We start from the raw sequence: 13,700 nt of genomic DNA, 5'->3' as shown, positions 1-13,700 counted from the left end.
AATTATCTACTCAAAAAAGATCCAAAACGCTATTATTGGGCAAAGTTTTATCTTAAAAATGTGAAAGCTATTAGGTAGGTGAGGTTTGTCGAATTTACGTAGTTTTAACAATAGAAACATAAAAATTATGGAGTGGTAATTGTGGTAATTTCTACTCCCTATATCTAGATACTATTTTTGCACGAGAAGGACTTTAAAAAGCGACATATTTAGCTGTACCAACCAAAGGGGTAACTGTGTATGTCTGTCTCTGTCCTTGATTAAAGGCTGGTATAGTTGAAAAAAGGTTCACAGTTGTGATACCTTTGGTTTCTACTTTGGCTTGCTTGCTTGTCCCTAAGTTAACAGCAGGTAAAAGCAAGCTAAATGTTACAGAAGCAGTATCTACAGTTTTAGCAATAGTCACTGTTACCAGTGTACCAATTTCTGTTTCTGTAGTTCGGATTTGGTCTCCAGAAAAGTTTAATGTTTGTTTTCTGTCTCGATAGTTTAGATAAGGCTTACCAACCAAGCTACCTTTTGAATAAATTACCTTGATCAGTGGACTTTGCAGTTCATACAAGTTTGGTGTTATTGTTTCTTGGACTGGAGATGACATTACAGGTACGGTTGTTAATGTCAGACCCAATGTTAATAATGAGGCTAAATATTTTGTTTGCATGTTTCAAACAAGAATTGTGGACTGAACAAAAATATGCTCCTGATGACCGAAAATAAGATATATGCAGGCTCTGGAAAAGCATCTAAGAGTAGGTGATTTTGAGCCAGTTTAATTTATTGATGAAAAAAGGAAAGAATATTGGAAGCAAGGGCGGAAGCAAGTTTTATGGAACCATGTACAAAATTTGCACAGGTAGATGGTTCGCACCTTGTTTAAAGCTGCTAAATTTGATCTATGGAAGACAATTTCCTAAGATACAATTCTCCAAGAAATGCCAAACATCTAGATTGATGTTTAATCTCTGGGCTGCACTCAGTTGTAAAATGCTGTAGTTAATCTTTGGTTAAGATAACAATGCTGGTTGATGTCACATAGATTTGTAGATATTAGAGGCATGATTTATCAGGATACCACCACTGGCGGAAAAATACCCAGAGCAAATGATACAAAACATGAATAATCGCGACTATATAGTGGATTTTCGCTAAAAAAGAGAACTCGTAATGGAAAAGTGACAAAAATTATGTTTCCACCTAGAAAAATTCATATATAAATTAATTCAATAATTTAGCTAGCTGCGTAGCAAATTTTGCTGAAATAAGTAATATTTATAGAGTGGCGTGAAATAGCGATCGCTTAACAAGCTACAACAAATCATCACAATATTTTCAAGGGTAGCATTAATGGATTTTGTGACATTCTTAGGATTAGTGGCTGCTTCTATAACTACGGTTTCATTCATACCACAATTGATGAAAATATGGCAGACTAAATCTGCGAAAGATGTCTCATTTATTATGTTAATTTGTTTTAATACGGGTATATTTTTATGGTTGATATATGGAATTATTCTCCAACAATTGCCGATTATTTTGGCTAATGCTGTGACATTGTTTTTTAATTTGATAATTCTCTGGCTTAAAATTAAATATAGATGAGGTTAGGAGATAGGTGCAGTTTTGGGCAAAGTCGTGGGGAGTTGAGGGGGGGGGAAATTTAAACGCAGAGGGACGCAAAGGTATACGCAGAGGTACGCGGGGGAATTTATGAAATACTATATAAGGGTGAGGAATTAAGGGATAGGAATGATCGATAAAGAATAAATAACAAAGAACAAATAACAAATGACTATTGATAAATTTTCGGCTGAACGTCTCTTATTTAATCCCGCTACTCCCAATACCGATGCTATTCCGCTCATTTTCGCCTTTCCTAATGAGTATAGTGTGGGAATTACTAGCTTGGGATATCAGGTAGTATGGGCAAATTTGGCGATGCGTGATGATGTACAAGTTAGTCGCTTGTTTACTGATATTCACGAACAACTTCCGAGAAATTCGGAAATTGTGGGATTTTCGATTTCTTGGGAATTAGATTATGTCAATATTTTAAATTTACTGGAATTTTTAGAAGTTCCGATTCGCGCATCTTTGCGAGAAGATAAGCATCCACTAGTTTTTGGTGGGGGGCCAGTTTTGACTGCAAATCCTGAACCTTTTGCAGATTTTTTTGATGTGATTTTATTAGGTGATGGGGAAAATCTGCTAGGAGATTTTATCGCAGCTTACAAGGAAGTCAGACAAGCTTCTCGCCAAACTCAGCTTCAAGCACTTGCGCAAGTACCAGGGATTTATGTTCCGAGTTTGTATGCGGTGGAATATCACAGCCAAGATGGTGCGGTAAAGTCAATTAATCCCATATCTGGGGAAATTCCCGCTATAGTACAAAAGCAAACTTATCGGGGAAATATTCTCTCAGCTTCAACTGTGGTGACAGAAAAAGCTGCATGGGAAAATATTTATATGGTGGAAGTGGTACGCAGTTGTCCAGAAATGTGCCGCTTTTGTTTAGCGAGTTATCTTACTTTACCATTTAGAACTGCGAGTTTGGAAGGTTCGTTAATTCCAGCCATTGAGAGAGGTTTACAAGTTACCAAGCGGTTAGGTTTATTAGGGGCTTCTGTGACTCAGCACCCAGAGTTTGAGACGTTGCTGGATTATATCAGTCAACCTGAATATGATGATGTGCGGTTAAGTATTGCTTCAGTACGTACCAATACAGTTACCGTGCAGTTAGCGCAAACTTTAGCCAAACGAGACACGCGATCGCTTACCATTGCTGTAGAAAGTGGTTCGGAAAAATTACGCCGCATCATCAACAAAAAGTTGCATAACGACGAAATCATTCAAGCCGCAATCAACGCTAAAGCTGGTGGTTTGACGAGTTTGAAACTCTACGGGATGGTAGGAATACCGGGTGAGGAAGCGGAAGATTTAGAACAAACTGTATCTATGATGCGCAATGTTAAAAAAGCTGCGCCAGGATTGCGGTTAACACTAGGATGTAGCACCTTTGTACCCAAATCCCATACCCCTTTTCAATGGTTTGGCGTCAATAAACAATCAGAGAAGCGGTTGCAGATGTTACAAAAACAGCTAAAACCCCAGGGTATAGAATTTCGCCCGGAAAGCTATAATTGGTCTATTATCCAAGCTTTGTTATCGAGAGGCGATCGCAGACTCTCCCACTTACTAGAACTTACCCGTGACTTTGGCGATTCTTTAGGCAGTTACAAACGCGCTTTTAAGCAGCTAAAAGGACAAATTCCCGACTTAGATTTTTATGTCCATGCCAATTGGTCAACCGAGCAAATTTTACCTTGGAATCACTTGCAAGGGCCGCTACCACAGTCTACACTACTGAAACACTTGGCTGAAGCTAAAAGCTATTTTGACTCATCGCCAAAAGAACTTCAGCCATTAAATTCCTAGCTTACAGATTAATGCAAACAACATCTGAGTATTACTGCGCTTATTGCGGTGAACCAAACTTAACCTTTGTAGATTTTAGCGCTGGCGGACAACAATCTTATGTAGAAGATTGTCAAGTTTGCTGTAACCCAAATATTTTGTATGTGCGAATTGATGAAGATACTTTGGATATTGAAATTGACAGCGAACCCGAAGCTTAACAATTCGTAAATACTTAATAGCAACTACACCAATTATCAAGTTGTGACTTAATATAACGTTGGGATGCTATCAGTTTGTAATTACGAATTATGAATTACGAATTACGAATTAGTAATTATTTGTTGAATTTTAGGTTTCTGTTTCCATGCTGCACTTTAAACATACCTCTGTGATTAATGCACCACCAGACGTAGTGTGGAGATTTCACGAAAGAACAGATATTTTACAAATGCTAACTCCACCTTGGCAACCAGTACAAGTTGTGCGTCGAGAAGGAGGACTAGAGATAGGTGCTATTACAGAATTTCGTCTTTTTCTCGGACCTTTACCCTTGACTTGGTTAGCGCGTCATACTCAATGTGAAAAAAATCACCTATTTGTTGATGAACAAATATCAGGGCCTTTTGAAAGTTGGATACACAGACATGAATTTGTCGATGAAAATGGTAAAACTCGGTTAACTGATGACATTTCTTTTGCTATGCCTGGTGGACAAGGATTAGAATTATTCAGTGGTTGGTTAGTTCAAGCACAACTCGAAGCAATGTTTCGCTATCGTCATTATGTAACAAAAAGAGAGTGCGAAAATATTTCTAATCATCCGCGTTGAGTTGTGGATTTTTTCACGAGGTTGTCATTTGTCATTTGTCATTGGTTATTTGTTATACCAATTTGCATAAATAATAGGATATATTGTAGGGGCACTGGCACTGCCATGCCCTCTAGAATATATTAGATATTGAGAAAATATTGCAATTTATCCTAAAAACATTTTCACATTTTTGACAAATTCGCTGGTATTTTCAAAATGAATATTATGTCCAGAGTTGGGAATTATTCTCAAATCAGCAGATGGACAAATTGCAGCCATTTTTTGATTGATATCGATAAATTTTTTATCTAAATCCCCAACGAGTAACAGCAAAGGATTTTGAAGATTATTCAGTTTATCCCACAAAGAAGGTTGATATCCAGTACCCATAAAGCGTAGAGATTTATCCAATTCTAAAGGATAATTTTGCAAGCGACTTTCGAGCATTAATTCATATTTAGGATGATTTTTGATATCACCAAAGATTGGTTGACTATACCAATTTGCTAAAAACTCTGCAAAATCCTCTGGTTCCAAACTTCTGATTAACTTTCTACCAATTTGATAATCTTGTTGAATGCGTGCTAATCTTTCTGCTTCTGTTGGTAATCCGGGACAAGCAGATTCTAATACAATTTTAGAAAAACGTTCGGGGAAATTTAAGGTGAGATATAAAGCTAATCTTCCACCCATTGAATAACCAACTAAAAAGCAAGTCTTAATTTGTAATTCATCTAATAAATTAATTAAAGCTTGAGCAGTGTATGGCATTGTATAGCATTCATCACTACCCAACACTTGAGTTTGACCATGTCCAGGCAGGTCAATGGTTAAATAAGAATACTCACCAGATAAAAGTGCGATCGCTTCATCAAATTCATCAATTTTACCCATAAAGCCATGTAAAAACAAAATTACTGGCTGATTGGCGTTCTTAATTAAAGAGTAGTTAAATTGATAGTTCGCTAAAGACATTTTTTATGCATACTCAATAACCCTGATAAGTATAAATTACCAGAGATGTAGTATAAATGTGTGATTTTGAAAATATACCAATATTTTCTAAGGCAAAAACCGATCTAAAGCTGCTTTGAGTTGTTCAATTTCCGTATCAATATTACCTTCTTTTGCAGCTCTGGCAATACACTCAGTTAGATGTTCATCTAAGACAATTCGCGCTACCCGATCCAATGCACCTCTGACTGCGGCGATTTGCAATAACACATCAGGACAAGGGCTATTCTGCTGTACCATTGTCTTAATCCCGCGAATGTGTCCTTCTATACGCGATAACCGATTCACAATCCGCCGTAAAGACTCTTCGCTATGAACGTGAGGATGAGTTGAGTCTTCATGTTCAGAATGAAGATGTTCGCTATCTGCGCTGTGATGGTGGGAATGTTCCCCTGGTTGGGAGGTAGTCAAGGATTTTTTCGGTGATTTGTTTAATCCATTCATGGGTTATGAGAATGTTGGTCTAACTAAGATACTAGCCTAGAAGGGAAGGGAGAATGGGGAGATGGGGGACAAGGGAGACAAGGGAAAAAATAGCAACTAACAATTGTACAGACGCGATTAATCGCGTCTCTGACCAATGACTAATATTAATTGTGGCGTGAAATCCGAACCTGGCTATGGGGAATGTCCATAATAGCTTTTGAGCTAAATATACAATTAATTTGATTATGGGTAGTTGCTGCTACGTCCAATTTAAGAATTGAGAATTAGGTGTTGGCACAAAGACAAGAGATAAGAATATATCTATTACCTATTCTCTAGTCCCTAGCCTCTAGCCCCTAGTCCCTCATAAATTCTGTAAAAATAAGTTTAAATAGATTTGTCACGACTAAGTAACAAATACGCTTCTAGATTTAGGTTGTGATTATGAGATTTGCCAAACTCCGCCTGTCTATACGTCAACTAAGTTCCTATGTTTTAGCCATATTTCTAGGAGTTGTCTTAAGTTTTAGTACTCTGCGAGTATTACCTTCGGAAGCTGAACCAGCACCAAAGCCGACAACAGAAAATCCACGAGAATTATTGGCGCAACGTCAATCACCAGCTACAGCAGCGATTGGTAGCAGCAGCTTTGTCACAGCAGCTGTCAATCGTGTGGGGCCAGCAGTAGTAAGGATTGATACAGAGCGCACTATTACTCGTCGCAACGATCCGTTTTTTGAAGACCCCTTTTTCCGCCAATTTTTCGGTGATAGTTTCCCTCAACAACCATCTAGAGAGCAATTGCGCGGTCTTGGATCTGGTTTTATTCTTGACAAGAGTGGCTTAGTACTTACGAATGCTCACGTAGTTGATAAAGCCGATCGCGTGACGGTGAGACTTAAAGATGGTCGCACCTTTGATGGTAAAGTTCAAGGTATTGATGAAGTTACAGATTTGGCGGTAGTTAAGATTAATGCTGGAAACGATTTACCAGTTGCGCCTTTAGGTTCTTCTAGTAATGTACAAGTGGGAGATTGGGCGATCGCAGTTGGTAATCCTTTAGGTTTTGATAATACCGTTACCTTGGGGATTGTCAGCACCCTCAAGCGTTCTAGCGCTCAAGTAGGGATTACAGATAAACGCTTAGAATTTATTCAAACTGACGCCGCTATTAACCCTGGTAACTCTGGCGGGCCTTTATTAAATGGCGCAGGTGAGGTAATTGGGATTAACACCGCTATTCGTGCTGATGCGATGGGGATTGGATTTGCGATTCCTATTGATAAAGCCAAAGCGATCGCCGCACAACTGCAACGCGATGGTAAAGTTGCTCACCCCTATTTAGGCGTGCAAATGGTAAGTTTAACATCAGAGCTAGCCAAACAAAACAATACAGACCCTAACTCATCCATTCAACTTCCGGAAGTTAACGGAGTTTTGGTGATGCGAGTTATACCCAACTCTCCGGCTGCGTCTGCGGGTATCCGTCGCGGTGATGTAATTGTGCAAATTGATGGACAAGCCGTTTCCACTGCGGAACAGTTGCAAAATGTGGTGGAAAATAGCCGCCTCGGTCAAGTTTTGCAGGTGAAAGTACAACGAGGTAATCAAACACAACAGCTATCAGTCCGCACTGCTGAATTACAAAACGCTTCCTAATTAGGCTGAAGCTTATAATATCCTTTAAAACTCCCCTGTTGAGCAAATAGGGGAGTTTTAATATTTTGATTTTTTTTCGTCGTAACTTGTGAAGCAGGCGATAATAAATATAGAAATCAAATTATCGTACATTTAAGGCTCTAAGACTCCTTTGTCTTATGCTAGGCGAATTACTGAGGGTCTAAATCCCCGACTGAAAATGTCTTTAATTTTGAATTCTGAATTTTGAATTTTGAATTTTGAATTTTGAATTTTGAATTGTTAATTCTATGTCCTCTACACCATGCCCTAGTTGTGTAGTTGCCCTCAATCAACAACAGGAACAAAACATCTCTCATCACAAGCAATGTCAAGATATTGCCGATAAGCACAGCAAAACTGTAGGCAAAAATTGTACTGTGGTTGAAAATGGTCGGGTTGTGGTTAAACCATTACCAGAAGTAAATACTGAGACGGCTGATTAAAATTTAACTTTCTTCCTCTAACGCATCGAGAGCTAAGATATCGTGGAACCCTTCGTAATCAATATAGCGATGTCCGTCTTCTGTATCGTGCATAATATTCACAAACTCGTAATTCCAGAGAATTTGACTAGCGCTGTAGGTATGACGGGCATAAACAACCTGTGCTACTGTTTCATCAATACCACTGAGAGAAATCACCACAGAGGTATGTGTTTTCGCTAGGTTTTCTGGTGTCATCCCATACAAAGGGCTACATTCATCAATGGTATGTATTGCTAACCAAGTTAATGCAAAGCTGGGTGATTGATTCCGTCGCAGCTTGAGATCGTAAATTCGGCGGATTTTGTGTCCTTCAGCTGTGACTTCATCGCGCATTAGGTAAGCGCGCATCTGTGCTTCTATAATTTGGTTGCGCCGTTGATTGGCTGTACGGAACATGAAAGTTGGTTCGCCTTCATGGGGTGTAATCACGGCGACACGGCTAAAAACTACGCGCGCTGTAGGACGAGAGAATCGTGCAAAGGCTAATCCTGTCATGAGAGCAATACCCATCAATCCAGCGATCGCTTCAATGGTAACAATTGTATTAGCATACAGTGTTTTTGGATACATCGCCCCGTAGCCAATCGAGGCTAGCGTCTGCACGCTGAAAAAGAATACATCTACAAAAGAACCAGGTCGAGCATTTTCAATACAGTCTCCGCCTGCTAAATAAGCTACAGCAAATATGGCATTAATCGCCAAATATGCCACTGCAATTAGCAACAAAAAGCCCGTCCAAGGAATTGTCAACAAAAGATGATACGGGTCGCGCCAGTAAGAATACCAAGCACCCAAGCCTACAATATTAAATTGTCCGTCCCGAATTTTGATGTATACTCGCTGAAGTCGATGTGAATCTTGTTTGCGAAATAGTTTCTGCAATCGAAATTTCATTGGAAGAGACCACAAGAATTAACTAATTACAACCAGGTGCTAATCTATCGTTTATGAATCGATATTTTTGGATTACTGCTTTAATCGCCTTTATTAATTCCCTCAGTTTTACGATTTTAATTCCTATTATCTATCTCTATGGCAAACAATTTGAATTAAGTGATTTGCAAACTAGTTTATTATTTTCGATTTATTCTATCTCACAGTTTTTTGCAACTCCAGTCATTGGTAAACTCTCCGATCGCTTTGGCAGAAAGCCGTTATTGATTATTAGTTTAGCGGGAACTGCGATCGCTAATATCATCGCTGGTACAGCGCCAACAGCCGCGATTCTCTTTTTCGGGCGCTTTCTCGATGGGATTACAGGCGGGAATGTTTCGGTAGCTCAAGCGATTATTTCTGATATCACTACGCCTGAGAATCGTGCTAAAGGTTTTGGGATTTATGGCGCAGCTTTAGGGCTAGGCTTTGTTTTAGGGCCTGCTACCAGTTTATTAGCGCAGCAGATTTCTTTAGGTGCTGGGTTTGTGGTTTCTGGTTTAGTGGCATTTGTCGCTTTGATAATGACAATTTTCTTATTACCAGAAACTCTCAAAAATAAGGCAGAAAAAGCCCATAATATTTTTGATATTGGTTTAGGTAATTTAATTAAAGGTCTGTTTATGCCCAAAATCAATATTTTATTAATTACTAACTTTTTTATTGGCACTACTTTTACTATTTTTACCTACGCTTTTCAACCATATTTTTTGAAAGTGTTAGGGCAAAATAGTCAAACTTTGACGCTGATGTTTCTCTGGTTTGGCTTAGTGGGTGTGATAATGCAGACTTGGGGCGTATCAATTCTCACGCGCAAATTTAATTTAGCCAAAATATTATTTTTGGGTTTATTTATCCGCAGTCTATCGTTTATTTTAATGCCTGTTTGGCAAAATCTGATTTATTTTGTTGCCGTCTGCGCCCTATTTTCTCTGTTTAATTCTCTGGTTCAGCCAATGGTAAATGCACTCATTTCTTTGAATGCTGAACCTCAACAACAGGGAACGGCTTTAGGATTGAATGCTTCTTATTTAAGCATTGCCAATGGTGTGGGGCCTGTAATTGCAGCGATGCTCGTTAACCAATCAAACCCGATCACCTATGGCTATCCTTTATATTTAGCGGGAATGCTGACATTTTTAGTTTTGTTTTTAGCGATCGCTACTCAGCAAATATATACACCAAAAAATTAGGGCGAGCAATGCTCACCCTATAACTAGCTGACTTGAAAAAATTGTTGACGGTTGACTGTTGACGGTTGACTGAGAAATCCGGACTAGGCTTGTGGCGCTTTATCTTGAGAACAGCGATCGAACCATTCTTGGTATTTTTGGCGGTATTCCTCGTTGTCAACCACAATTGAGACTCGTACCTGCTGACAACCGGGTTGCTTTTCGAGAGCGATCGCATTTAAAAGCAAGCTAGCAATTTTCGCTGAACTAAACAAGCCGTTAACAGTTAAACCATTATTTAAACCATTATCTAAATTGTTAATTTCTGGTATTTGTTCTTGAGCCAAATCAATACCAGCTATTTCCTCTCCGCCTAAATCAATTTCTGCTAGCTGTGTAGTTTCTTCTCCCACTTGTTCAACAATTAATTTCTCACGGCGCACGGGGACTTGTACCATCCGCGTTTCAATTTCTTTGCGGACAATGACATCGCCAATTTTACGTTTGCTACTGTTAACTACTAATCTTTCTTCTAATAATTTAATAATCTCTTGTTCTTGAATCTCCGAGTTATTCGTAGTCGCTAAATTTTGTTCTCGATTACTATTTATAGCTGTGTTATGAGCCACTTGTCCATTAAAGCCATCTGACATGATCTGCCCACCTTGTGTAATGCTAGCGAAATTTTCTGGGAGATTTTCTATTTCTGATTTTTCTAAATCCACAAAAATTGATTGAGTAGGACTGTCAATCCTCTGAATTCTTTTGCTGCGTAATTTTAACGAATTATATCTATCTGTTAATTCTTGACTGTTAGCTACTCTTTGAGAGATAACTAAGTTGAGGCGATTCTCAGCATCTAAAGTTAAATCTTTGACTTCGCCTATGAGTTTACCATTTTTATCTAGTACGGCGAAATTTTTTACTTTACTACTCAAATTATTTAGCAGTTTATTAACCCGTTGTTTCAGATTGACTGAATTGATTAGTTCCGGTTTATTTAGTAGAGTTTGGCTCATGATGTGGCAAATTTATTTTACTAATTTTTGGATAATTTAATTCAAGAAAATGATTTTTATAATTTACACAAATAAGGTTATATGTAAGGTGAGCAATACCTACCATATTGATATTTCGGTAGATGAATACCCACCCTAATACTCAACATTTTGTTAACAGTTAACAGTCAACGGTCAACAGTCAACAATCGATATATGTTGATTAACGTTCTTCAATTGGTAGACCACCAGTAGTATCTACATCTAATTCTTCGCGGCGAACAGTTGCTTGAGCTTCAGAAGTTTCTTGCTCGACAACTTTTGTTACTCTTACTTCTTCGCGAACAACTGCTTCTTTACGAATGTCAGGAGTTTCTTCATAAATTTCTACGCGAGCTACTTCACCTTCGCGGAAATTAGCTTCCCCAGGAGCAGCACGATGACCTGCGTCTGTGGGGGTGACGCGCTCAATCACTACACGTTCTCTTTCTAAAGGTACTTCTACCCTTGCGGTTTCAGTTTCTACACGTTTACCAATTGCTACTTCACCAGCTTTTTGACGTTTTTTATTAGCAATTAGTCTTTCTTCGTACAATTTCAAAGTTTGATTATCGCGCTCATTGATGTTGTACAAAGCAGGTTCATGAGAGTAATTGTAGGTATCGCGATTGTAATTAGGTTGATAACCTGTATCTAAAGACGCAGAAGCATCTAAAGGTTGTGATGTATCAACAGCAGATGTTGTATCTACGGGACTACGATATACACCACGTACCCGTTCTTCATAATCGTAATCAACACCGGAGCGTTCGTTGAATTCTGGTAAATCTTCAGCTTGTTGTCTGGTCATACCAATTGCATAAACGCGGTCAACATTATAGTCAATCCGCGCGCGTCCAATGGGTAGCAATACTTTTTTGCCAAAAATCCAGAAGCCTAAGTCAACAACTAGATAACGAAAATGTCCTTCATCATCTACTAAAACGTCGCTGACTGTACCAATTTTTTCATCTCTACCTTCTGCATATACACCAAGACCTTTAATATCGTCGCCTTGGAAAGTATCGTGATAGTTGGGGTCAAAATCTTGTAATTTGTAAAGAGCCATTCTATTTCTCCTTTAAGTTTTTACTTTTCATTCGCTATTATCTAAATTAATTTGATGTGATTTTTTATTCCTCTTTCCCTCGACTGAATTACATAGAATCTTCAGATATATTTGTTTAAGAGTTTTCTTGATGTCTAAAGGCTAATTATTTAGTAGTGGACTGACACAACTAAAATAGTGCATTAGATGTAGGTTGGGTTGAGGCTTTGCGAAACCCAACATGAATTTCAGAAACTCAACATAGATGCTGGTGTTGGGTTTCCTTACGTCAACCCAACCTACTTTTTTTGCAACATTTTAGCCTTGCCACGCCAGTAGGGTGTGTTATGCCGTAGGCTAACGCACCTGAATTTTTTAATTTTTTGTTGGTGCCTTGCGCTGCGCGACAACACACCCTACGAGTAATTAAAGATTTAGTTATTGTTAGGTAATGAATTAACTTGATTGCAATAGTTAATAGTGCAGGTAAAAACAATAATCTAGTTTACCTGCACTATTGAAATGACAATTTCTGGTAGATGCACTAAGACAAAATGAGAATTGAATTAAATAGCTCTATCTCTAGGCTTATTTGTTTCGTTGACATCAAGATTTCCGGAAGCATCAATGTCTAATTCTTCGCGGCGAATTGTTTCTTGTGCTTCTACTGTGTTACTATCTACTACTTTTGTGACTCGAACTTCTTCGCGGACAAAAGTTTCTTTACGAATATCGGGTGTTTCTTCGTAAACTTCTATGCGTGCTACTTCTCCTTCTTGGAAGTCTACATTTTGGCTATCTACTACGGTTTCGGAGGTGGGATTTACTCTTTCAATGACGACGCGCTCTTTTTGTAAGGGTACAGAAACTTGTGCGGTTTCTGTTTCTATGCGCTTACCAACGGAAACTTCACCTGCTTTGACGCGATTTTTATTTGCTATTAATCGTTCTTCGTATAGTTTAAAGGTTTGTTGATCCTGGGCGTTTAATTCATATAATTCAGGTGCAACGTAATTTGATGTTTCCTGTGTGTTAGCTAGTTGGCTGTTGGGTGAACGATAAACATTACGAACATTTTTTTCGTAATCTTCGTTAACAACAAGGTTTTCGCGATATTCAGGTAAACGTGTCACCTGTTCTTTGCTCAATCCATCAACATAAACTCGGTTTTCAGCATAATGAATATGTGCTAAACCGATAGGTAGTAATATTTTCTTGTTACCACTATCCCAACTGGTGTCAATTACCAGATAACGGAAGCGTCCATTGTCGTCAACTAAGGCATCAGCAACAGAACCTACTCTCACACCACCTTCAGTATAGAGTTCTAAGGCTTTAACGTCTTCACCACCAAAAACTTCGCGGTAGTTAGGCTCAAAATCTTCGAGTTTATGTAGAGGCATAAATTTTATAAAAGTAGCTGCAAATATCTATACATAACTATAGAAATTAGGTAATTTCTTTGCCTCTGGCTGGCGACTGAATTTATTGGTTAGATTTGTGGTGTTTACTTCATCCTGAAGCACTAAAAAGTAGAACGATAGAGCTATATATCTGGGATGCTTAATTTATGTATAACTATAGTTATATATAAATATATTTTATTAATTAACAGTATTTCTGGAGGATGAGAGACGGGAGCATCCCACTTTTTTAATCAATACCCTAGAAGGGTATTGC

Annotated in this window: 15 protein-coding genes; 7 read left to right on the top strand and 8 right to left on the bottom strand. The window is 38.4% G+C overall.

Features of this window, described 5'->3' with window-relative positions:
- Nucleotides 1–193 precede the first annotated feature (193 nt).
- Nucleotides 194–661, bottom strand: coding sequence for a hypothetical protein (locus H6G08_RS10295; RefSeq protein ID WP_199322470.1), 468 nt, complete (start codon nucleotides 659–661; stop codon nucleotides 194–196).
- A gap of 571 nt (nucleotides 662–1,232) precedes the next feature.
- Nucleotides 1,233–1,403: a hypothetical protein gene (locus tag H6G08_RS10290; protein ID WP_190541476.1), complete on the bottom strand. Its 171-nt coding sequence runs from the start codon at nucleotides 1,401–1,403 to the stop codon at nucleotides 1,233–1,235.
- On the opposite strand from H6G08_RS10290, the gene H6G08_RS10285 reads away from it, so the two are divergent.
- The 4 genes from H6G08_RS10285 (at nucleotide 1,345) to H6G08_RS10270 (ending at nucleotide 4,243) form a co-directional block, all read left to right on the top strand.
- Nucleotides 1,345–1,599 carry an SWEET family sugar transporter gene (locus H6G08_RS10285; protein WP_190541319.1) on the top strand — a complete coding sequence of 85 codons (255 nt, stop codon included), beginning with the start codon at nucleotides 1,345–1,347 and terminating at the stop codon, nucleotides 1,597–1,599. The two genes, H6G08_RS10290 and H6G08_RS10285, sit on opposite strands and share 59 nt — an antisense overlap.
- A gap of 186 nt (nucleotides 1,600–1,785) precedes the next feature.
- Nucleotides 1,786–3,432 (top strand): B12-binding domain-containing radical SAM protein, encoded by a 1,647-nt coding sequence (locus H6G08_RS10280; RefSeq protein ID WP_190541316.1) that lies wholly within the window; start codon nucleotides 1,786–1,788, stop codon nucleotides 3,430–3,432.
- A gap of 11 nt (nucleotides 3,433–3,443) precedes the next feature.
- Complete coding sequence (locus H6G08_RS10275) at nucleotides 3,444–3,632, top strand: CPXCG motif-containing cysteine-rich protein (protein WP_190541313.1); 189 nt, start codon at nucleotides 3,444–3,446, stop codon at nucleotides 3,630–3,632.
- Nucleotides 3,633–3,778: 146 nt separating this feature from the next.
- Complete coding sequence (locus H6G08_RS10270; RefSeq protein WP_190541310.1) at nucleotides 3,779–4,243, top strand: SRPBCC family protein; 465 nt, start codon at nucleotides 3,779–3,781, stop codon at nucleotides 4,241–4,243.
- 147 nt (nucleotides 4,244–4,390) lie between these two features.
- On the opposite strand, the gene menH is transcribed toward H6G08_RS10270, so the two are convergent.
- Together menH and H6G08_RS10260 are read right to left on the bottom strand one after the other, a co-directional pair.
- Nucleotides 4,391–5,200, bottom strand: coding sequence for a 2-succinyl-6-hydroxy-2,4-cyclohexadiene-1-carboxylate synthase (gene menH / locus H6G08_RS10265; protein WP_190541307.1), 810 nt, complete (start codon nucleotides 5,198–5,200; stop codon nucleotides 4,391–4,393).
- Between the two features lie 87 nt (nucleotides 5,201–5,287).
- Nucleotides 5,288–5,683, bottom strand: coding sequence for a metal-sensing transcriptional repressor (locus tag H6G08_RS10260; RefSeq protein ID WP_190541304.1), 396 nt, complete (start codon nucleotides 5,681–5,683; stop codon nucleotides 5,288–5,290).
- A 426-nt stretch (nucleotides 5,684–6,109) separates the two neighbouring features.
- On the opposite strand from H6G08_RS10260, the gene H6G08_RS10255 reads away from it, so the two are divergent.
- Complete coding sequence (locus tag H6G08_RS10255; RefSeq protein ID WP_190541301.1) at nucleotides 6,110–7,324, top strand: HhoA/HhoB/HtrA family serine endopeptidase; 1,215 nt, start codon at nucleotides 6,110–6,112, stop codon at nucleotides 7,322–7,324.
- 269 nt (nucleotides 7,325–7,593) lie between these two features.
- Nucleotides 7,594–7,788, top strand: a complete 195-nt coding sequence (locus H6G08_RS10250; RefSeq protein ID WP_190541298.1) for a hypothetical protein — start codon at nucleotides 7,594–7,596, stop codon at nucleotides 7,786–7,788.
- 3 nt (nucleotides 7,789–7,791) lie between these two features.
- Here H6G08_RS10250 and H6G08_RS10245 read toward each other — a convergent pair whose 3' ends face one another.
- The gene (locus H6G08_RS10245) at nucleotides 7,792–8,724 is read right to left on the bottom strand and encodes an ion channel (protein ID WP_190541295.1); all 933 of its coding nucleotides are present in this window, start codon (nucleotides 8,722–8,724) and stop codon (nucleotides 7,792–7,794) included.
- Nucleotides 8,725–8,777: 53 nt separating this feature from the next.
- Between H6G08_RS10245 and H6G08_RS10240 the strand changes: the two genes are divergently transcribed.
- A complete protein-coding gene (locus H6G08_RS10240) occupies nucleotides 8,778–9,956 on the top strand; it encodes an MFS transporter (RefSeq protein WP_190541293.1) in 1,179 nt (392 codons plus the stop codon).
- 83 nt (nucleotides 9,957–10,039) lie between these two features.
- On the opposite strand, the gene H6G08_RS10235 is transcribed toward H6G08_RS10240, so the two are convergent.
- The 3 genes from H6G08_RS10235 to H6G08_RS10225 form a co-directional block, all read right to left on the bottom strand.
- Entirely contained in the window at nucleotides 10,040–10,954 is a 915-nt protein-coding gene (locus H6G08_RS10235) for a YsnF/AvaK domain-containing protein (RefSeq protein ID WP_190541290.1), read from the bottom strand.
- Between the two features lie 202 nt (nucleotides 10,955–11,156).
- Nucleotides 11,157–12,041 carry a DUF2382 domain-containing protein gene (locus H6G08_RS10230; protein ID WP_190541287.1) on the bottom strand — a complete coding sequence of 295 codons (885 nt, stop codon included), beginning with the start codon at nucleotides 12,039–12,041 and terminating at the stop codon, nucleotides 11,157–11,159.
- A 545-nt stretch (nucleotides 12,042–12,586) separates the two neighbouring features.
- Nucleotides 12,587–13,423 (bottom strand): DUF2382 domain-containing protein, encoded by an 837-nt coding sequence (locus tag H6G08_RS10225; protein ID WP_190541284.1) that lies wholly within the window; start codon nucleotides 13,421–13,423, stop codon nucleotides 12,587–12,589.
- Nucleotides 13,424–13,700: the final 277 nt, after the last annotated feature.

The organism is Calothrix anomala FACHB-343, from assembly GCF_014696435.1.
Classification (GTDB): Bacteria; Cyanobacteriota; Cyanobacteriia; order Cyanobacteriales; family Nostocaceae; genus Aulosira; species Aulosira anomala_A.
Note: the sequence above shows the minus strand (reverse complement) of the source record. Positions and strands in the feature narration are given on the sequence as shown.

Coding starts and splice junctions, on each gene's coding strand:
- H6G08_RS10295 (WP_199322470.1), bottom strand. CDS start 661: ATGCAAACAAAATATTTAGCCTCATTATTAACATTGGGTCTGACATTA.
- H6G08_RS10285 (WP_190541319.1), top strand. CDS start 1,345: ATGGATTTTGTGACATTCTTAGGATTAGTGGCTGCTTCTATAACTACG.
- H6G08_RS10290 (WP_190541476.1), bottom strand. CDS start 1,403: ATGAATGAAACCGTAGTTATAGAAGCAGCCACTAATCCTAAGAATGTC.
- H6G08_RS10280 (WP_190541316.1), top strand. CDS start 1,786: ATGACTATTGATAAATTTTCGGCTGAACGTCTCTTATTTAATCCCGCT.
- H6G08_RS10275 (WP_190541313.1), top strand. CDS start 3,444: ATGCAAACAACATCTGAGTATTACTGCGCTTATTGCGGTGAACCAAAC.
- H6G08_RS10270 (WP_190541310.1), top strand. CDS start 3,779: ATGCTGCACTTTAAACATACCTCTGTGATTAATGCACCACCAGACGTA.
- menH (WP_190541307.1), bottom strand. CDS start 5,200: ATGTCTTTAGCGAACTATCAATTTAACTACTCTTTAATTAAGAACGCC.
- H6G08_RS10260 (WP_190541304.1), bottom strand. CDS start 5,683: ATGAATGGATTAAACAAATCACCGAAAAAATCCTTGACTACCTCCCAA.
- H6G08_RS10255 (WP_190541301.1), top strand. CDS start 6,110: ATGAGATTTGCCAAACTCCGCCTGTCTATACGTCAACTAAGTTCCTAT.
- H6G08_RS10250 (WP_190541298.1), top strand. CDS start 7,594: ATGTCCTCTACACCATGCCCTAGTTGTGTAGTTGCCCTCAATCAACAA.
- H6G08_RS10245 (WP_190541295.1), bottom strand. CDS start 8,724: ATGAAATTTCGATTGCAGAAACTATTTCGCAAACAAGATTCACATCGA.
- H6G08_RS10240 (WP_190541293.1), top strand. CDS start 8,778: ATGAATCGATATTTTTGGATTACTGCTTTAATCGCCTTTATTAATTCC.
- H6G08_RS10235 (WP_190541290.1), bottom strand. CDS start 10,954: ATGAGCCAAACTCTACTAAATAAACCGGAACTAATCAATTCAGTCAAT.
- H6G08_RS10230 (WP_190541287.1), bottom strand. CDS start 12,041: ATGGCTCTTTACAAATTACAAGATTTTGACCCCAACTATCACGATACT.
- H6G08_RS10225 (WP_190541284.1), bottom strand. CDS start 13,423: ATGCCTCTACATAAACTCGAAGATTTTGAGCCTAACTACCGCGAAGTT.